The 17,951-nt window shown below is 62.1% G+C and carries 16 protein-coding genes; 11 read left to right on the forward strand and 5 right to left on the reverse strand.

Going from position 1 to position 17,951, the window contains the following annotated elements; translation table 11 throughout:
- Nucleotide 1: 1 nt before the first annotated feature.
- From P9250_RS21260 to P9250_RS21280, 5 genes are read left to right on the forward strand one after another with little or no spacing between them, the layout of a single operon-like run.
- Nucleotides 2-1,324: a hypothetical protein gene (locus P9250_RS21260; protein WP_310395019.1), complete on the forward strand. Its 1,323-nt coding sequence runs from the start codon at nt 2-4 to the stop codon at nt 1,322-1,324.
- The gene (locus P9250_RS21265; RefSeq protein WP_310395020.1) at nt 1,281-4,052 is read left to right on the forward strand and encodes an ImcF-related family protein; all 2,772 of its coding nucleotides are present in this window, start codon (nt 1,281-1,283) and stop codon (nt 4,050-4,052) included. Before P9250_RS21260 ends, P9250_RS21265 begins: the two co-directional genes overlap by 44 nt.
- 6 nt (nt 4,053-4,058) lie before the next feature.
- Nucleotides 4,059-4,838 (forward strand): type VI secretion IcmF C-terminal domain-containing protein, encoded by a 780-nt coding sequence (locus P9250_RS21270; RefSeq protein WP_409014970.1) that lies wholly within the window; start codon nt 4,059-4,061, stop codon nt 4,836-4,838.
- Between the two features lie 14 nt (nt 4,839-4,852).
- Nucleotides 4,853-6,712, forward strand: a complete 1,860-nt coding sequence (gene tssF, locus P9250_RS21275; RefSeq protein WP_310395024.1) for a type VI secretion system baseplate subunit TssF — start codon at nt 4,853-4,855, stop codon at nt 6,710-6,712.
- Nucleotides 6,709-7,302: a type VI secretion system baseplate subunit TssG gene (locus P9250_RS21280; protein WP_409014921.1), complete on the forward strand. Its 594-nt coding sequence runs from the start codon at nt 6,709-6,711 to the stop codon at nt 7,300-7,302. The genes tssF and P9250_RS21280 overlap by 4 nt, the downstream gene beginning before the upstream one ends.
- A 290-nt stretch (nt 7,303-7,592) precedes the next feature.
- Here P9250_RS21280 and P9250_RS21285 read toward each other — a convergent pair whose 3' ends face one another.
- The 4 genes from P9250_RS21285 to P9250_RS21300 all read right to left on the reverse strand — a co-directional run bounded on the left by P9250_RS21285 (nt 7,593) and on the right by P9250_RS21300 (nt 10,691).
- The gene (locus tag P9250_RS21285; protein ID WP_244827172.1) at nt 7,593-8,375 is read right to left on the reverse strand and encodes a metal ABC transporter permease; all 783 of its coding nucleotides are present in this window, start codon (nt 8,373-8,375) and stop codon (nt 7,593-7,595) included.
- Nucleotides 8,368-9,279, reverse strand: a complete 912-nt coding sequence (locus P9250_RS21290; protein WP_250508622.1) for a metal ABC transporter ATP-binding protein — start codon at nt 9,277-9,279, stop codon at nt 8,368-8,370. Before P9250_RS21290 ends, P9250_RS21285 begins: the two co-directional genes overlap by 8 nt.
- Nucleotides 9,276-10,157, reverse strand: a complete 882-nt coding sequence (locus P9250_RS21295) for a metal ABC transporter solute-binding protein (protein ID WP_244827968.1) — start codon at nt 10,155-10,157, stop codon at nt 9,276-9,278. Before P9250_RS21295 ends, P9250_RS21290 begins: the two co-directional genes overlap by 4 nt.
- Nucleotides 10,158-10,232: 75 nt before the next feature.
- On the reverse strand, nt 10,233-10,691 hold the full coding sequence (locus P9250_RS21300) for a Fur family transcriptional regulator (RefSeq protein ID WP_244827174.1): 459 nt from the start codon (nt 10,689-10,691) through the stop codon (nt 10,233-10,235).
- Nucleotides 10,692-10,992: 301 nt separating this feature from the next.
- Here P9250_RS21300 and P9250_RS21305 point away from each other — a divergent pair, with 301 nt between their 5' ends.
- The 6 genes from P9250_RS21305 (at nt 10,993) to P9250_RS21330 (ending at nt 16,772) form a co-directional block, all read left to right on the forward strand.
- Nucleotides 10,993-11,433, forward strand: coding sequence for an SDR family NAD(P)-dependent oxidoreductase (locus tag P9250_RS21305; RefSeq protein WP_310395027.1), 441 nt, complete (start codon nt 10,993-10,995; stop codon nt 11,431-11,433).
- A 198-nt stretch (nt 11,434-11,631) separates the two neighbouring features.
- Complete coding sequence (locus P9250_RS21310) at nt 11,632-12,993, forward strand: sugar ABC transporter substrate-binding protein (protein WP_244827176.1); 1,362 nt, start codon at nt 11,632-11,634, stop codon at nt 12,991-12,993.
- Nucleotides 12,994-13,067: 74 nt separating this feature from the next.
- Complete coding sequence (locus tag P9250_RS21315) at nt 13,068-14,003, forward strand: carbohydrate ABC transporter permease (RefSeq protein ID WP_244827177.1); 936 nt, start codon at nt 13,068-13,070, stop codon at nt 14,001-14,003.
- Complete coding sequence (locus P9250_RS21320) at nt 14,000-14,851, forward strand: carbohydrate ABC transporter permease (RefSeq protein ID WP_244827178.1); 852 nt, start codon at nt 14,000-14,002, stop codon at nt 14,849-14,851. The genes P9250_RS21315 and P9250_RS21320 overlap by 4 nt, the downstream gene beginning before the upstream one ends.
- A 55-nt stretch (nt 14,852-14,906) precedes the next feature.
- Nucleotides 14,907-15,575 carry an HAD-IA family hydrolase gene (locus P9250_RS21325; RefSeq protein WP_310396828.1) on the forward strand — a complete coding sequence of 223 codons (669 nt, stop codon included), beginning with the start codon at nt 14,907-14,909 and terminating at the stop codon, nt 15,573-15,575.
- A 48-nt stretch (nt 15,576-15,623) separates the two neighbouring features.
- Nucleotides 15,624-16,772 carry an ABC transporter ATP-binding protein gene (locus P9250_RS21330; RefSeq protein WP_244827179.1) on the forward strand — a complete coding sequence of 383 codons (1,149 nt, stop codon included), beginning with the start codon at nt 15,624-15,626 and terminating at the stop codon, nt 16,770-16,772.
- A gap of 55 nt (nt 16,773-16,827) precedes the next feature.
- On the opposite strand, the gene P9250_RS21335 is transcribed toward P9250_RS21330, so the two are convergent.
- The gene (locus P9250_RS21335; protein WP_310395030.1) at nt 16,828-17,775 is read right to left on the reverse strand and encodes a sugar-binding transcriptional regulator; all 948 of its coding nucleotides are present in this window, start codon (nt 17,773-17,775) and stop codon (nt 16,828-16,830) included.
- Nucleotides 17,776-17,951: the final 176 nt, after the last annotated feature.

Below are 17,951 nucleotides of genomic sequence, written 5' to 3' on the forward strand. Positions count from 1 at the left end.
CATGCCGGTTGATCTGTCCGACATCGGTGAGCCTTATCCGTATCCGGCACATGGCCCGCGCCTGCTGCCGTGGCTCGGTATTTGGCTTACGTGCTGCGCGGTGGGCGCGCCGCTTATCCTGCTGATATGGCCATCGAGTGAATCCGCGAGCGGCGCTGCGTTCTGGGTCGCTGTGATTGGCGGCCCGCATGCGGTGTTTCTCGGCCTGTTGTGCTTCGCGCGCATCGCATATGAAGCGACGTGGCACTACGCGCACAACTGCAACACAGCGCGCGCCGCGCGGCTCGCTGCGCGTCTGCGCATCGCGCAAAAGCCCTTGCAGGTATTGGGCGTGGGTTACTGCGTGCCATCCGTGACGTCCAAGTTGAGCGCAATCGTTACCATGACGACGCCGCTGTTCAAATCGCAAATGCCACGCAGCGGAGCGGGGCTCGTCGTTCACAACCGCTTCGACGATGAAGCGTGGTCTGAAGAGCCGCAGCCCGAGCCCGAGGACAATGAGGACCAGGCGAACGAAGAGCATGATCAAGCATGCGAAGCCGTACCTAAAATCGCCACCGTCGTACTGAAGCTCGTCGATGCACTCGCGCCGCTGATTCCGGCGCTGCAAGCGCTCGCGCAATATGGTCCGCAATACGCACCGCTCGCGCGCGTGCTGGCGCATCCCGACGAAATGGACCTGCGCACACAGCAAGCGCGCGATGCGTTGCGCATCGCAGGCGCGCCCGCACTCGAATGCGCGGCTGAGCCAGCGCCGCACAATCTGATGCTGGCCGACGCTTGGCTCGACTCGCGCGAGCGTCGCGCGTTGTTGATTCTGGCCTTCGCCTGGCATGACGCCGATCCGCCCGCCAACAGCAGCGAAGCGGCTGTTGCGGTGCTGCTGAGTCCGGGCTTCTATCAACTTCCCGAGCCGATACGTGTGCTTGCGACCTTACACCGCCCGGTCGAGGAACTGGCCGGCGTCGAGTCGCTGCGCGATCTCATTTGCAACACAACGATATGGGGCAAGGCCGAACCTCAGACCATCACACGTGCGTGGCTCACGCGTCTCGAGCGCAATCACGACAGCACGCTACTCGATACGCTCAAACAAGCCTCTTTCACCGGCATCGCCACCCGCGAATCGCATGGCCGTCTGGATCGCGTATTGGGCGATGCAGGCGCAGCAAACGCATGGCTTTCCATCGCAGCCGCGATCGAATCGCGTTTGGCAGGCCCACACCTGATTGTCGATCGCTTGCAGTCTGCCATTCTCTACGTCAACACGAATCCTTTGCATGACCACACCGAGTACGCCGGGCAACAACCTGAAAGCGCTTGAATCGAAAGCTTCCACATCACTATCGTCTGGTTTCCTTATCATTTGGGGCGTCGCGCTGGGCGCTTTCCTGATCGCTGCGCTGTTGGGCGCGCTCGCATGGTGGGGACGTGCCGACATCACCGGTCTCACGTCGCTGGAAATGCGCATTTCTGCGTTGCTCAGGATCGTTCTTGTGCTTGCGGTCGTGTTAGTTGTGCACGCGGGGGCGCTGTGGCTCGGTCTGTACAGGAAGTTCGCGCGATGGATCGGCGATATCGGTGAAAGTGGCGAAGCGACGCGTTCCGCGAAAGCGCAGAAGCGCGATCCTCGTCTGCAATTGCTGTGCGACGAACTGCGCGTCTCGATCGGATGGCGCTGGCAAAGCGCGATGCCGTGGCTCATGCTCACGGGCGAAGACGCGCTCGTCGATGAAGTCGCGCCCGGTCTCAAGCAATCGGCCGTACTGCGGGTGGGCGATACGATCCTCGTGCATGCCGCGCCCGATGGCATCGACCCTGAAACGTGGCGCACTCAGCTTCGCCGTTTGCGCCGCGCGCGCCCGGTAGATGCCGTCATTCCCGTGATGCAGGCCAGCGAAGCGCTGCCGGTGAATGAGGAGCGGCCCCGTGCGCTCTCGAATCTGGCGCGTGAGTTGGGCTGGGCAGCCCCGGTGACGTTGCTGCACACGGTGAGCGTACGCGGCGAGCGCCCTGACGAATTTCATGCGCTGGGCGCATTCATTCCGACGCCGTTGAACGCGGATACGCAAGCATCGACCAACTTGTTGACTCACGAACTGAGCGTGATCGAAAAGGCGGCAGCGGACGTTGGCGTGGCGCTATTGGGCAACGCGAAGCCGGTTTGGTATCTGGCCGAAATATCGCAGTATCTCGATGTGCGGCGCGAGCAAATCGTGAGCGCATGGCAAACGTTATGTGCATCGAAGTGGCGTCGTGCATCGCTCGCGGGCGTTATGTTTGCGCCGGTCTATGCGACGCCCGCCGTTCCGACGCCAATTCCTGCACACGAGGAAGATGTTGCGCAGGAAGTGGCCGAACGGATTGCGAACAAGACGACAGTGCCGCGTGAGCAACCGCGCGCGCTGCTGCCAATCTGGCGTGAAATCGGCGCACGCGTCGATCCGCGCAAAGGACGGCGTATCGGCTTTTATTGGCCGAACGCGCTGGCGGCTCTGGTGATGATCGGCGCCATCGCCTGGTGCGCGGCGATGACGATCTCGTTCATCGGCAACCGCTCCCTCGTTCAGGATGCGCGCAGTACGGTCGATGCGGCGCTCGCCGTTCAACCGAACACCTCTGCCGCTTTACGCAGGCAACTCGACCTTCAACAGCAAATCGAGAAGCTCGAATACCGCCAGCAGCACGGTGCACCGTGGTATCTGCGCGCGGGCCTGAATCGCAATGACGAATTGTTGGCCGCACTCTGGCAACCGTATTCGACGATCGCCGCACGAAACCTGCGCGATCCGATTGGACGTCACCTCGAAGCATCGCTCACGCAGTTATCGCAAGCCCGCGCCGACGCTTTGCCTAACGCCGACGAGCAACAACGCGATTACGACGCGCTTAAAGCCTATCTGATGCTCGCTGACCCGAAGCACGCCGATGCCGCGTTCCTGTCCAGGCAACTCCCAAGCGCATGGCCCGCGAACCCAGACATGCGCACCGGCGAGTGGCTCGATCTCTCGCAGCGCCTCGCCTCCTTCTATGCCAATCATCTCCGCGCGCATCCCGAATGGCGTCTCAGCGGATCAAGCGATCTCGTCGGCATGGCGCGTAACACGCTGGTCAACCAGATCGGTCTGCAAAACTCCGATGACACGCTCTATCAATCCGTGATCGCGCAGGTGAAAGGCAAGTACGCGGATATGACCTTGCCGACACTGCTCAACGGCGCGGACGCGCGCGGCCTGTTCGCATCGGCGCAGACGGTTCCCGGCGTCTATACGCGCGCCGCGTGGGACGGGATCGTGAGCGATGCCATCGACAAGGCCGCGAAGGAAGGCCGCGTCAGCGCCGATTGGGTGCTCGCCGATGCACGCGCCGCACGTGTGCCCGGTGCGGCGCTCGAAGCGCAGCAGGACATGGAGGAAGTGCGCCTGCGCCTGCGGGCGCGCTACTTCTCCGAATACGCCGCCGCGTGGCAGTCGATGCTAAACAGCATCCAGTGGCAGCCTGCCACGAACTTGAGTGCAGCGATCAGCCAGCTTACGCGCCTGACCGATGCGCAGACATCACCGTTAATCGCGCTGATGAAGTCGGTCGAATATCAGGCCGGAGCGGGCCGTCCGTCGCAGGCGCTGACCGACACGCTGGTGCGCAAGGCTCAGGACACGATCGGTACAAAGACGAACAATCCGAGCGAACCGATCGTCAATCCACTCGACAAACCCTTCGGCCCGCTGCTCGCGCTGATGGGCGATGACGTGATGACAGGCGCCAAAGCCAACAGCAGATCCGGCAGCAAAAACGCAGCCGACTTCAGCGGCGTCAGCCTCGCGCACTTTCTGACAGTCGCCACCACCATGCGCCTAAAGCTGCAACAGATCGCCACCGGCGCGGATGCGCAGGCGATGGCGCGTCAAATGGCGCAGGCCGTGTTTCAGGGCAAGCTCTCCGAACTCACGCAGGCGCGGGACGATGCCGCACTCACCGCCGCGAGCCTCGGCTCGCAATGGTCGGGCTTCGGTGACGCGCTGTTCGCTCGTCCGCTCGATGTGGCATGGTAAACGATTCTGCAACCCGCCGCGGCCAGTCTGAACGACCTGTGGCGCTCGGCAGTGGCCGCACCGTTCGCCAGTTCATTCGACGGCCATTACCCGTTCGCCGACACGGACGCCGACGCGTCCTTCGTCGAACTTGGCCGCTACATCAAGCCCGATACGGGGCTGATCTCGCGCTTCGTGACGACGCAACTCGCCGGTATCTTGCAGCAGCAAGGCAACGCATGGGTCCCGAACGACCTCGCCCCGCAAGCGCTGCAGTTCGATCCCGAGTTCCTGTCGGCGCTGCGCCAGTTATCGACGCTGGGCGCGCAACTCTACACGCAGGGCGATGCGAACTATCGGTTTCAGCTTATGCCGCATCCGACGCCTGAGGTAACGCGCAATGTGCTGACGATCGATGGCACGAAGATCGAGTACTTCAACCAGTTGGAGCAGTACACGTCGATCGTGTGGCCGAGCAACGGTCAGAATGGGCGCACGACGCTGACGTGGGAATCGGATACGGCGGGCACGCGCATCGCGTTCCAGGCGAATGGTGACTGGGCGCTGTTGCGTCTGCTTGGCACCGCCAAAGTAAAGCCGCTCGACAGCACAAGCTACGCGTTGACCTTCAATCAGGACAGCGGCTTTCCGCTGCACTACGACCTGAAGGCACAGGTTGGCGCGGGACCGCTCGATCTGCTCAAGCTGCGCGGTTTCAAGATGCCGCAGCGCGTGTTTATCGTCGGCAAGGGCGGCGTGGTCGCAGGAACGCCCGTGCTGCCGCCGCTGCCACCCGAGTTGCAGTAACCCGTTTGAACAGAATGAAGCACGACACCACCAGCGGCATCGAACCCGACTTCCCGCCATCTCGCCAGGATCAGGACCCAGTTCTGCGCTACTACGAAGCCGAGATGCGCTATCTGCGCGAGTCGGGCCGCGAGTTCGCGCGCGCTCATCCCGACCGCGCCCGCATGCTCAATCTCGATCGCGTCGGTGACCGCGATCCGTACGTCGAACGCTTATACGAAGGCTTCGCGTTCCTCACCGGCCGCTTGCAGCAGAAACTCGACGACGAACTCCCCGAACTGACCGAAGGACTCGTGAGCCTGCTATGGCCGCATTACCTGCGCATGATCCCGTCGCTGTCGATCGTCGAATTGATCCCGCGTATGGAGAAACACGAGCGCACCGAACAAGTGCCCGCAGGCGTAACGGTCCGATCCAAACCGATTCCGGTGACCCGAGACGCATCGGACGGTATTACGCAGAAGAACGTCCAATGCCTGTATCGCACGACGCAGCCGGTGGACTTGCACCCCGTGCGTCTGGAGCAGGCGGGACCGGGCGTGCGTCACGATGGCCGCTCGATCATCCGGCTTGCCTTCAGACTCGATGCCGCCGCCAAGCGCAACGAAACCGACCTCTCGCGCCTGCGCCTGCACCTGAGCGCCGATCAGCCTGTCGCGTTCGCCATGCACCTCGCGCTCACGCGACACGTGCATGCGATCGACTGGCGTATCCCTGAAGTGCGCGATGGCGAAGCTCTACCGCTCGATGGCGTGACGATCGAACCGGCTGGCTTCTCGCCCGAAGAACGCCTTTGGCCCAAGTCCGACGCGGCGTTCGCGGGCTATCAACTGCTGCTCGAATACTTCACGTTCCGCGAAAAATTCCTGTTCGTCGATATCTGCGGTCTCGACGTGAACGAGCTGCCGGAACGCTCCACGCATTTCGAACTGGAAATCGTGCTGAAAGAAACCTATCCGTACGACATGCGCTTCAGCAAAGACAACGTGCGGCTGTTCTGCACGCCGGTCATCAATCTGTTCGAACTGGACGCCGAACCGCTCGTGATCGACCATCATGAAACGGAATATTGCGTAATTCCGGCGAGCCATCAGGGCGAGCACATCGAAACCTATTCCGTCGATGGCGTGGTCGGCTTTGATCACGTCACAGCGCAAAGTTTCGAATACGTGCCGTTCTCGACCTTCCGTCATCGCGGCGGCATGATGCGGCACGAGTCGCCCGAGCGCTATTTCCATACGCGCGTGCGCCCCGGCATGGACGGCCTGCATGAGACGTGGCTGATCTTCGGCGGCAACGCATGGGAGTCGATGGAGGACTTGCCGGAAGAAAGCGTGTCACTGCGCGTGACCGGCACGAATGGCCTGTTGCCGCGCAAGGGCCTGCGTGAAGCACGCATCGACGAAATGGTGGGCGGCGCAGCAGAGCTTGTCGGCGTGAGAAACCTCGTCGCGCCGACGATGCCGCTGTACCCGCCGACCGGCGATCGCTTCCAGTGGCGCGTGCTGTCACACCTCGCGCCCAACTTCCTGTCGATGATGAATGCCGAAGTGTTGCGCGGTGCGCTGGCGCTTTACGACTGGACCAATGACGAACTCAATCGCAGGCGGCTGGCGGGCATTCTGTGGGTATCGGAGACGCTGCTCGAAGAGGTGTCGGGCGGGGCCGTAGAGCGTGGCGTGTTGATCGAAGTGACGATCGATTCGCAGGCGTTCTCGGGTGACGGCGATGTGATGTTGTTCGGCGAACTGCTGCATCGGTTCTTCGAGCTTTACGCGGAGATCAACCTGTTCACGAAGCTCGAGGTCATCAGTCTGCCGACGCAGAAGCGCGTCGAATGGCCGCGCGGCAAGACGTGGCGCTCGCCACTATGAAACCGCGCGATCTGCCCGATATGCAACAGTCGATCGAACCGCTTATCGCGGCTTTGCTCGCACATGCGCCGGCGATGAGCTTCACGCAACTGTGCCGATCGCTTGAGGCAAGCCACCCCGAGATGGCAAACGGCTTTGGCTTTGGCGAGCGAGACACGCACGAGCATGAGCCGGTGCGCTTTGGCTTGCATCCCCGCATGGGTTTCCCTGCGGGCGAGATCGCGCGTGTCGAACTCGATGACTCTAGCGATGGCCCGTACGCTGTTCCATTGCCGCCCGTCGTTCGCACGACTTTCATGGGTCTGTACGGTGTCGATGCCGCGATGCCGAGCCATTACCTCGACGATATCGCGCAACGCGAAGAAGGACACGAAGCGGTCGAAGCGTTCCTCGATCAGTTCCATCAGCGATTCGTGACGCTGCTGTATCGCACATGGAAGAAGTATCGCTATACCGAAACCTTCCGTTACGGCGGAGCCGATACCCATTCGCAAAACCTGCTCTGTCTTGCCGGTTTCGGTTGGGGCAACAAGCCCGCGCGCGCCGGTGAGCGACGGTGTTGGACGGAAAAAGCCGGACTTTCCTTGTAAATCCCTATCCATGAGGGGTTCAGCCTCAAACCCGTCTTTGCTTTGCAAAGAAAGTAACCCCCTCCGCCGGGCAGGCGGCTACTGAACAAAAACGCAAGAGAGCGGCCCAACTTCTCAACCGCGCCGAATAAAGAATGCAACCCGCTAAGCGGATGGAAGCTGCTTTCCTTGGTAACTTTTTTGCAGCCGCAAAGAAAGCTACCCCCGACCGGAGACGGCTACTAAACCAAAACGTAAGACAACGACAAAACCCCAACCCACCGCGCCCGCAAAAGCAGCAAAAAACCTTCTCAACCCTTCCTCAACAAACTAACCCCATAAACCAAAGCCGCGAGCATCGTAATCCAGAAACTGGTAGGCCAATCCGTGTAATAGGCAAGCGTCAACCCCACCCAAGCCTGCGCGAGCGCAAAAAGACCAGCCAACACCAACCCGGACGACAACCGCGTCGTCAAATTCTGCGCAGCGGCAGCCGGCCCGACCATCAACGCAAAAACGAGCAATACTCCGACGATCTGCGTACAAGCCGCCACCGCCAACGCGGTAATCGCAAGAAACAACGTCGACACGAGCCGCAGCGAAACCCCTTTCGCCTCCGCCAGCTCCGGCTGCAGCGAAGCAAACAACAGCGGCCGCATGATCACCGCCAACGCGCCCAGACTCACGACCGCAAGCCCCGCCAGCACGATCAACACGCTATGACTCACGCCCAGCACATTGCCGAACAAGAGAGCCGTAGCCTGCGTCGCATAAGCCGTGAAGAAGTGCAGAAACAACAAACCGAAGCCAAGCGATAGCGACAAAATCACGCCAATCGCCACGTCACGTCCCGCGAGCTTCTCGCCGAGCGCGCCCATGCCGACGCCCGCCGCAAGCGTGACGCCAATCATCCCCCAAAGCGGCGGCAGGCCGATCAACACGGCGCCCGTTGCGCCCGTGAAGCCGACGTGCGACAACGCGTGACCCGCGAACGTCTGCCCGCGCAGCACCAGAAAATAGCCGACGATCCCCGACAGCACCGCGACGATCCCCGACGCCGCGAATGCGTTGACCATGAAGTCGTATTCAAACATTGTGCGTATGCTTTCCCTTCGTGTCGTGACCGTGCGCATGCGCGTGGCCATGACCGTGATCGTGCTCATGCTCGTGCCCATGAGCATGTTCGTCGCCTTCTTCGTGCGCGTGATCGAGCTTGTCGATCTCCACATCGCCCGACATCACGAAGATGCGGCCGTTCACGCGCATCACGTCGATCGGCGAGCCATACAGCTTCGACAACACCGGCTTCGAGATGACTTCATCGACCGTGCCGAGCGCCGCGCGTCCATTGCCGAGATACAGCACGCGGTCGAGCGAGTTGAGCAGCGGATTGAGTTCATGCGCCGAGAACAACACGGTGATGTTCAATTCGCGCTGCACACGCCGCACGAGTTCGACCACGCTCGTCTGATGCCGCGGGTCCAGACTGATGAGCGGTTCATCGAGCAAGAGAAGGCGCGGATCGCCGAGCAGACATTGCGCAAGCAGCAAGCGCTGCCGCTCGCCTCCCGACAACTCGGACAGCGGCCGCCCGGCGAGCTGCACCGCGCCGACGAGATCGAGCACGCGCTCGACATCCGCGCGAATGCGGGCATTGCGATGCGGCACGCCCCAGTGATGTCCGTCCGCCGCCATCGCGACGAAATCGCGGCCCAACACTCGCCGGCCCGCAAGCCCGCTGCGAATCTGCGGCATATAGCCAATGGTCGGATTGCCGCGCACCACCGCCGCGCCGTTCACGCGAATCGATCCGCCGGCGAGCGGCACGAGGCCGAGCAGCGCGCGCATGAGCGTGGTCTTGCCCGCGCCGTTCGGCCCGAGCACGCCGATGAATTCGCCCGTGTGGACGGTAAAGCTCGCGTCGTCGAGGATCGTGCGGCCGCCGAGTTCCAGCGTCACGCGATCGACTTCGAGCGCGGGTCCCGAGTGAACGCTCATCTTTGCCATCCTTGCAAGGCGCCCGATAACGAATCGAGCTGACTCAGCATCCATTGCTGATAGGTCTTGTTGGCAGGCAACGTCTCCGTCACGCTGACGCTAGGCAAATGCGCGTCCTTCGCCACGTTGAGCAGGCGTTTCGTGAGCGCGCCCGTCGCCTGGCTGTTGTAGATGAGCACGTGCACGCGCCGCTCGCTCAGGTCTTTTTCGAAAGCGGCGATATCGGCGGGACTCGGCTCGGTCTCGTTCATCTCGGCCATCTGGAAGCGCTGATTGCGCATCTCGAAGCCGATGGCATCGGCCATATAGCCGAACACCGGCTCGGTGGCCGTCACCGGCACGCCCTTGAAGTGTGCGCGCAATTGCGCGACGCTGGCATCGATCGGCTTGAGCGAATTCAGGAAGGTCGCGAGGCGCGCGTCGTAATCGCTCTTGTGGGACGGGTCCGCGCTTACGAGATACTGGCTCACCGCTTTTGCGACGGCGGGCATGGTCGCCGGGTCGTACCAGAGATGCGGATTGTCGCCGGACTTCTTGCCGACGAGCTGCGCCGCGACGATTATCGTGCGCGTGTCGTTCTTTCTCGATGCCGCGAGCAGTTTGTCCATCCATGGATCGTAGTCCGCGCCGTTGTAGACGACCAGCGCCGCGTGCTGAAGCGCACGCGCGGTCTTCGGGCTGGCTTCGAAGAGATGCGGATCTTCATCCGGATTGCTGAGGATGCTCGTCACCTGCACGTGATCGCCGCCGAGCTGGCGGATCACATCGCCATAGAAGTTTTCAGCCGCCACGACGGGCACGCGCGTGGCTTGCGCGAAAGCTCCCTGGCAAAAGCCGAATGCGGCGACGAGGCAGGTGAGGACATGCGCGAGTTTCATCGGGTTCCTTGAGTCGTTGAAGGGCGTGCCGGCGCGGTGCGGCAGGGTAAGGTTCGTGGCTCGAACGACGTGCGCTCAGGCGTGGCGGTGCTTCTTCTGGCAATCGCTGCACAGTCCGCTCAATTCGACGACCTGATGCCGTACTTCGAAGCCATGCGCGGGCGGCGTGGCCGAAAGCGACGAAGCCAGATCGCGGCCCTGTATTTCGAGCGTGTTGCCGCAGTCATCGCAGATGAGGAATTGGCTTTCGTGCGGCTTGCCGGCATCGCAGCAGGCGACGAACGCGTTCTTCGATTCGATGCGATGCACGAAGCCGTTCTCGACCAGGAAGTCGAGCGCGCGATAGACAGTGGTGGGCGGCACGCGCGCGCCGCGCTTCGGCTCCATCGCGTCGATGAGGTCGTAGGCGCCGATCGGCTTGTGCGCCTTCAGCACGAGTTCGTACACGTGCCGGCGCAAGGGTGTGAGCGCGACGCCGCGCTCGATGGCCAGCGCTTCCGCGCGAGCGAGCATGGTTTCGACGGATGCGGTCATGTTGAGGCTCGGTGTCCGGGTTTGATGCATGACACGGCGTTCATGTCGAATGCCGAATCGGAGAATTCCGAGATGATATAACGTATCAGCGTCGAGTGCACCTTTAGGAACGACCGTTGCTCGGAGCAGCGACTGGCGCGGCTTTCCGCCGCGGACGCAATTGCGCGTCGCACCATCGAAACTGGTTTTCCCGCCTTGACACTTCTGCACACAACGCCGATCATTCGACCACGCAAAGAGCAATTGATCGGAGCCAGAGCGTTCGCTCACTTCGAACCAAACAAAAATCTCGGAGATCTCGGTGAGACTGAGCGACAGGGTGGAGATCATCACGGGCGCCGCGAGCGGTATCGGCGAAGCGGTGGCGCGGTCTTTTCTTGAAGAAGGCGCGAAGCTCGTGGTCGAAGACGAGAGCGAACTCCGTCGGCGCTCCGAAGACGCTGGCGAACGCGTACATGTGTTCGAGCGCATCGTCGCCAAGACCGTCGAGCGTTCCGGCGGTATCGACATTCCCTTCAGTCACGCGGCGCTCATCGACTTGCACCCAATCCTCGGCAAATCGCGGGATATCCACGGCCATGTCTTCGCGGTCAACGACATCATGGCCCGCAAGCTCAGCGTCGAAAAGCGGCAAGCGGACGAGTTGACGGCCCTTGCAGCGCGAGGCGCACCGTCTATAGTGAAACGGCACGATAAGCACGCAAGGGTAGGGCGCAAGACCAGAGAAGGCAGCGAAAGGTAAGAGGCGATACCGCAGCGAAGATTCAAAAGAAAACCCGAAGCAAAACCGGAATCCACGCGATATCCATCGCGCATCCCTGAGGCAGCAGGCAGCGGCACACCGGCGCTTGCGAGACAGGCACCGACGGCATCGAAGACATCGCCGCACGGCCTGTTTCCCGCATGGCGCCCATGCCAACAAAAAAGGAGACGCACCACAATGAAACGCATCCACACTATCGTTCGGACAGAGCCGCGTGCACAGCTTGCCGTGACCGGCGTCGTCGCATCGCTCATCGCGGCAAGCGCGGCCTTCGTGCCGCCTGCGCAAGCAGCGACCACCATCACGGTGGCCACGCTCAACAACCCGGACATGATCGAGCTGAAGAAGCTCTCGCCCGCGTTCGAGAAGGCTAATCCGGACATCCAGCTGAAGTGGGTGATTCTCGAGGAAAACGTGCTGCGTCAGCGCGCCACCACCGACATCACGACCAACAGCGGCCAGTTCGACGTGCTCACCATCGGCACGTACGAAGCGCCGCAGTGGGGCAAGCGTGGCTGGCTCACGCCGATGGCCAATCTGCCCGCGAACTACGATCTCGACGACGTGGTGAAAACCGCCCGCGACGGTCTCTCGTACAACGGCCAGCTCTATGCGCTGCCGTTCTACGTCGAAAGCTCGATGACCTATTACCGTAAGGATCTGTTCGACGCGGCCGGCCTCAAGATGCCCGATCAGCCGACCTACGATCAGATCAAGCAATTCGCCGACAAGCTGACCGACAAGGCCAAGGGCCAATACGGCATCTGCCTGCGCGGCAAGGCAGGCTGGGGCGAGAACATGGCCTTCGTTTCGACGGTGGTGAATACCTTCGGCGGCCGCTGGTTCGACGAACAATGGAAGGCGCAGCTCGATTCGCCCGAATGGCACAAGGCCGTGTCGTTCTATGCGGACTTGCTCAAGGCCGACGGCCCTCCGGGAGCGAGCTCCAACGGCTTCAACGAAAACCTCACGCTGATGTCCTCGGGCAAGTGCGCGATGTGGATCGACGCGACGGTTGCCGCCGGCATGCTTTACAACAAGGCGCAGTCGCAGGTCTCGGACAAGATCGGCTTTGCCGCCGCGCCGATCGCCGTGACGCCGAAGGGCTCGCACTGGCTGTGGTCGTGGTCGCTCGCGATCCCGAAGACGTCGAAGCAGCAGGACGCCGCGAAGAAGTTCGCCGCGTGGGCCACGTCGAAGGAATATATCGAAATGGTCGGCAAGGACGAGGGCTGGGCCTCGGTGCCGCCGGGCACGCGCAAGTCCACCTACGCGCGCCCCGAGTACAAACAGGCCGCGCCGTTCGGCGACTTCGTGCTGGCGGCGATCGAAAGCGCCAATCCGAACGATGCGTCGCTCAAGAAGGTGCCGTATAGCGGCATCCAGTTCGTGGGCATCCCCGAGTTCCAGTCGTTCGGCACGGTGGTCGGTCAGTCGATCGCCGGCGTCGTCGCGAATCAGGGCAGCGTCGATAGCGCGCTCAAGGCCGCCAACGCGGCAGCCGATCGCGCAGTGAAACAGGCGGGCTATCAGAAGTAAGTCACGTAGTTCGCAGGCCGCGCGTCTTCGCCCTCCGAAGATGCGCGGCCGGTCAATCATCGAGAGGTGTCACGATGAGTCAACTGAATCCCCCTATCTCCGACCACTACCAGGAGTCCGCGGCCGAGCGCGACAAGAAGCGCGCGAAGTCGGTACGCTGGCTGATCACGCCCTCGACCGGTCTCCTGTTCTTGTGGATGGCGATCCCGCTCGCGATGACGATCTGGTTTTCGTTCTCGCGCTACAACCTGCTCAATCCCGATGTAAAGGGTTTCGCGGGCTTCGATAACTACGAGTTCCTCGCCACCGACCCGGCGTTCGGCCCGTCCATTGGCCATACGCTAACCCTGATCGGCTCGACGCTCGGCATCACGGTGATCGGCGGCGTGCTGCTTGCCGTGCTGTTCGACCGCAAGTTCATCGGGCAGGGCATTGCGCGGCTTCTGGTGATTGCGCCGTTCTTCGTCATGCCGACGGTGTCCGCGCTGATCTGGAAGAACATGATCCTGCACCCGGTGTATGGCCTGGTCGCCTCGCTGATGCGTTCCATGGGCATGCAGCCGATCGACTGGTTCGCCGACTACCCGCTCTTCGCGGTCATCATGATCGTGTCGTGGCAATGGCTGCCGTTCGCGTTCCTGATTCTCTTCACGGCGATCCAGTCGCTCGATCAGGAGCAGAAGGAAGCGGCGCGCATCGACGGCGCGGGTCCGTTCGCCATGTTCTTCTTCATCACGCTGCCGCACTTGCGTCGCGCAATCGCCGTCGTCGTGATGATGGAAACCATCTTCCTGCTGTCGATCTTCGCTGAAATCTATACGACCACCGGCGGCGGTCCGGGCACCGCGACCACCAACCTGTCGTATCTCATCTATGCGCTCGGTCTGCAGCAGTTCGATGTCGGTCTCGCATCGGCGGGCGGCATCCTCGCGGTGATCCTCGCGAACGTGGTTGCGTTCTTCCTCGTGAGAATGCTTGCGAAGAACCTCAAAGGGGAGTACGAGTCATGAGCACTCAACCGGTTTCCACCAGGCCGCCCGTGCCCGTGTTCGAACATGTGAAGCGCATCGTGCCTGGCATCGTTGCGTGGATCGTTTCGATCCTGTTGTTCTTCCCCATCTTCTGGATGACGATCACCGCGTTCAAGACCGAGCAGCAGGCATACTCGTCGTCGCTTTTCTTCACGCCGACGCTCGACAGCTTCCGCGAGGTCTTCGCGCGCAGCAACTACTGGGGCTTCGCGCTCAACTCGGTGCTGATCTCGCTGGGCGTCACGGTGATCTGTCTGTTGCTCGCCGTGCCCTGCGCCTACGCGATGGCCTTCTTCCCCACGAAGAAGACGCAGAAAGTGCTGCTGTGGATGCTCTCCACGAAGATGATGCCGTCGGTCGGCGTGCTGGTGCCGATCTATCTGTTGTGGAAGAACACGGGCCTGCTCGATACGGTGTCGGGTCTCATCATCGTCTACACGCTGATCAATTTGCCGATTGCCGTGTGGATGGCGTTCACTTACTTCAACGAAGTGCCGCGCGACATTCTCGAAGCGGGACGCATAGACGGCGCGACGACGTGGCAGGAGATCGTCTATCTGCTCATGCCGATGTCGCTGCCGGGACTGGCATCGACCGGTCTCCTGCTCGTGATCCTCTCTTGGAACGAGGCGTTCTGGAGCATCAACCTGTCGAGCTCGAACGCGGCGCCGCTTACCGTGTTCATCGCGTCGTATTCGAGTCCGGAAGGCTTGTTCTGGGCCAAGCTTTCGGCGGCGTCGCTGCTTGCCGTCGCGCCGATTCTCATCGTCGGCTGGCTCTCGCAGAAGCAACTGGTGCGCGGCCTGACCTTCGGCGCGGTGAAGTGAGGCGTACCCAGTGAACCTGACACCTTCCAGAGAAGCCGCGCTCGCAGATCGACTGATGATCTGCGACTGCGACGGCGTGCTCATCGACAGCGAAGCCGTGGCGGCGCGCATGCTCGTCACGGAATTGCAGACGCTGTGGCCAGGCGTCGATATCGAACCCGTGGTGATGCCGCTGCTCGGCTTGCGCATCGAAGCCGTGCTCGCGAGCGCGGCGGACACCGTGAACCGCACGCTCACGCAGGATCAGATCATGTCGATCCGCCGCGCGGTCGAAGCGGCGGCGGTAGAAGCGCCGCCGGTCGCGGGCATCGCCGAGGCGCTTGCCGCCGTGCCGCTCACCAAGGCATGCGCGAGCAACAGCTTCGCGGCTTACGTGGATACCGTCCTGAATCGCACGGGCCTCGTGCAGTTTTTCGGCGACAGGCGCTTCACGGCGGACATGGTGGCGAACCCGAAGCCTGCGCCCGACGTGTATTTAGCGGCGGCGCGCGCGTTGAAGGTCGACCCGTTGCGCTGCCTCGTGGTGGAGGACAGCGTGACCGGCGTGACGGCGGCGCGCGCGGCGGGCATGCAGGTGCTGGGGTTCATCGGCGGAGGACATGCGACGGAAGGACAGATCGGCGCGTTGAAGCGCGCGGGCGCGAAAGTCGTCTTCGACGACATGGCGCGCTTGCCCGCACTCGTCGAACAATGGCTGCAGCATGCGACCTTCGAGACGCCTTGAAAAGAGGCTCGGCTAAGCGTCGCAAACAAAGAAACATGGAGACGGATCATGGCTAGTCTGACACTGCGTAACATCAACAAGCGATATGAAGACACCGAGGTGATGAAGAGCGTCAACCTCGATATCAACGACGGCGAGTTCGTCGTGTTCGTCGGACCGTCGGGCTGTGGCAAGTCCACGCTGATGCGCATGATCGCGGGGCTGGAGGAGATCAGCGGCGGCGATCTGTCGATCGACGGCGTGCGCGTGAACGAGTTGCCGCCCGCGAAGCGCGGCATTGCGATGGTGTTTCAGTCGTACGCGCTCTATCCGCACATGACGCTCTACGACAACATGGCGTTCGGACTCAAGCTCGCGGGCGAGAAGAAGCCCGCGATCGATGCGGCCGTGAAGAACGCCGCGAAGATCTTGCATATCGATCACTTGCTGGACCGCAAGCCGAAGCAGTTGTCGGGCGGGCAGCGCCAGCGCGTGGCGATTGGCCGCGCGATCACGCGCAAGCCGAAAGTGTTTCTCTTCGACGAACCGCTTTCCAACCTTGACGCCGCGTTGCGCGTGAAGATGCGCCTGGAATTCGCGCGCCTGCACGACGATCTCAAGACGACGATGATCTACGTGACCCACGATCAGGTCGAAGCAATGACGCTGGCGGACAAGATCGTGGTGCTCTCGGCGGGCAATATCGAGCAGGTCGGCACGCCCAACACGCTGTATCACGCGCCGGCCAACAAGTTCGTGGCGGGTTTTATCGGCTCGCCGAAGATGAACTTTCTCTCGGGCACGGTCGAGCGCATTCAGGACGATGGCGTGCTCGTGAAGTATTCCACCGGCGAGACGCAACTGGCCGGCGTGCTGCCAGGCAATGCCAAGCCCGGCGATGCGGTGACTATCGGCATTCGTCCGGAAGCGTTACAGCCGAACGTTTCGGAATACGGCGTGTCCGCTTCGACGATGACCGTGGAAACGCTCGGCGACGCGGCTTATCTGTACGCGGAGACATCGGTGGCGCCGGACGGCTTGATCTCGCGGATTCCGCCCTTGGAGAAGCACACGCGGGGCGAGAAGCTGAAGGTGGGCGCGTCGCCGGAACACTGCCATTTGTTCAACGCCGACGGCATCGCGTTCAGGCGGCACGTGGTGGAAGCTTATCTCGTGGAGCATCCGGAATTGGCTGTGCCGAGCGTGGCGCGGGCTTGATTTCCGCAGTGGCGCCGGTGTCTCGCGTGGACGCCGGCGTCATGGGACGAGCGATTCAAGCCGCCAGCGCCGCGCGCGCGCAAAGCTCATCTGTCACCAATCCAGACAACCACTTCCCCTTCAACGCCGCGACCAGCGCCGCGCGCTTGCGCTCGCCGCCGGCAAAGCCGATGGTCGGCCGTTTCGGCGGCGAATCGATCCGGAGGCTCGTCGCGCGCGCGCCTGTTCTCGAATCGACGCGCGCTCCGTTCGCATCGATCGGCAGGCCGAGCAGTTCCGCCACCGCGCCCGCTTTCATCAACTCGTGGACTTCGGCGTTCGAGATGAACCCGTCCTCGTGCAGCGGACAATTGATGCCCACATTGCCGATGCCGACAAAAGCCACGTCCGCTTTCTGCGCGAGCGCATCCACGATCCGATAAAGACGGTGATTGCACCATTGCGCGCGCTCGGCTTCGCTATCGGCCATGAGCGGCGCGGGCAGCATGAAGTGCTTGCCGCCGGTCTTTTCGGAGAGCTGCTGCGCGACGTCGTAGCGATTGGACGAACCATCGTGCGCAATCGCGCCGACGAGCGACACCAGCCGATGCTGCGGCCGCTCCAGTTGCCCGATCTGCGCGACCACCGCCTTGAGCGTGCGCCCGCTGCTGATGGAGACGACGAGCGGTTTCTCATCGACGAGATAGCGTTCCATCACCTGCGCGCCTGCTACCGCGAGCTTGCGGTCCACTTGCTCGTTGCTGTCGCCGTCGATGGGCACCACTTCGCACATCGCGAGTCCGTAGCGGTCGCTGAGTTGCTTCGCAAGCGAAAGGCAATCGGCGATCTGATGATCGACTCGCACGCGAATCAGGTTCTTTTCGACCGCGAAGGCGACGAGCCGCTGCGCGACAGGTCGCGAGATTTGCAGTTTTTCGGCGATCTCATTCTGAGTATTGCCCGCGACGTAGTAGAGCCACGCGGCGCGCGTCGCCAGATCGAGTTTTTCGTTGGGCTTGGGCACGGTCGTTGAATTGAGTCTGCTTCAGTTGTAGTTCTTTTTATAGCGCGCGGCGCGGTTTATCGTCGGAAACCATCGCCGAATATTTACCCGCACGACCGAAACGCTGCATTCAGGCCAAGCAAGGCGGCCAATGAATGCCGTTTGAAAAACGAAACAGCCGGCTGCCCGCTTAACGG

The sequence above is a fragment of the Caballeronia sp. LP006 genome, from assembly GCF_031450995.1.
In the GTDB taxonomy this organism is placed as follows: Bacteria; Pseudomonadota; Gammaproteobacteria; order Burkholderiales; family Burkholderiaceae; genus Caballeronia.

Bases quoted from the DNA above. Each gene is read 5' to 3' on its own strand.
- P9250_RS21285 (WP_244827172.1), bottom strand. From the start codon at position 8,375: ATGTTTGAATACGACTTCATGGTCAACGCATTCGCGGCGTCGGGGATC.
- P9250_RS21290 (WP_250508622.1), bottom strand. From the start codon at position 9,279: ATGAGCGTTCACTCGGGACCCGCGCTCGAAGTCGATCGCGTGACGCTG.
- P9250_RS21300 (WP_244827174.1), bottom strand. From the start codon at position 10,691: ATGACCGCATCCGTCGAAACCATGCTCGCTCGCGCGGAAGCGCTGGCC.
- P9250_RS21315 (WP_244827177.1), top strand. From the start codon at position 13,068: ATGAGTCAACTGAATCCCCCTATCTCCGACCACTACCAGGAGTCCGCG.
- P9250_RS21325 (WP_310396828.1), top strand. From the start codon at position 14,907: ATGATCTGCGACTGCGACGGCGTGCTCATCGACAGCGAAGCCGTGGCG.
- P9250_RS21320 (WP_244827178.1), top strand. From the start codon at position 14,000: ATGAGCACTCAACCGGTTTCCACCAGGCCGCCCGTGCCCGTGTTCGAA.
- P9250_RS21265 (WP_310395020.1), top strand. From the start codon at position 1,281: ATGACCACACCGAGTACGCCGGGCAACAACCTGAAAGCGCTTGAATCG.
- P9250_RS21260 (WP_310395019.1), top strand. From the start codon at position 2: ATGCCGGTTGATCTGTCCGACATCGGTGAGCCTTATCCGTATCCGGCA.
- P9250_RS21310 (WP_244827176.1), top strand. From the start codon at position 11,632: ATGAAACGCATCCACACTATCGTTCGGACAGAGCCGCGTGCACAGCTT.
- P9250_RS21280 (WP_409014921.1), top strand. From the start codon at position 6,709: ATGAAACCGCGCGATCTGCCCGATATGCAACAGTCGATCGAACCGCTT.
- tssF (WP_310395024.1), top strand. From the start codon at position 4,853: ATGAAGCACGACACCACCAGCGGCATCGAACCCGACTTCCCGCCATCT.
- P9250_RS21330 (WP_244827179.1), top strand. From the start codon at position 15,624: ATGGCTAGTCTGACACTGCGTAACATCAACAAGCGATATGAAGACACC.
- P9250_RS21295 (WP_244827968.1), bottom strand. From the start codon at position 10,157: ATGAAACTCGCGCATGTCCTCACCTGCCTCGTCGCCGCATTCGGCTTT.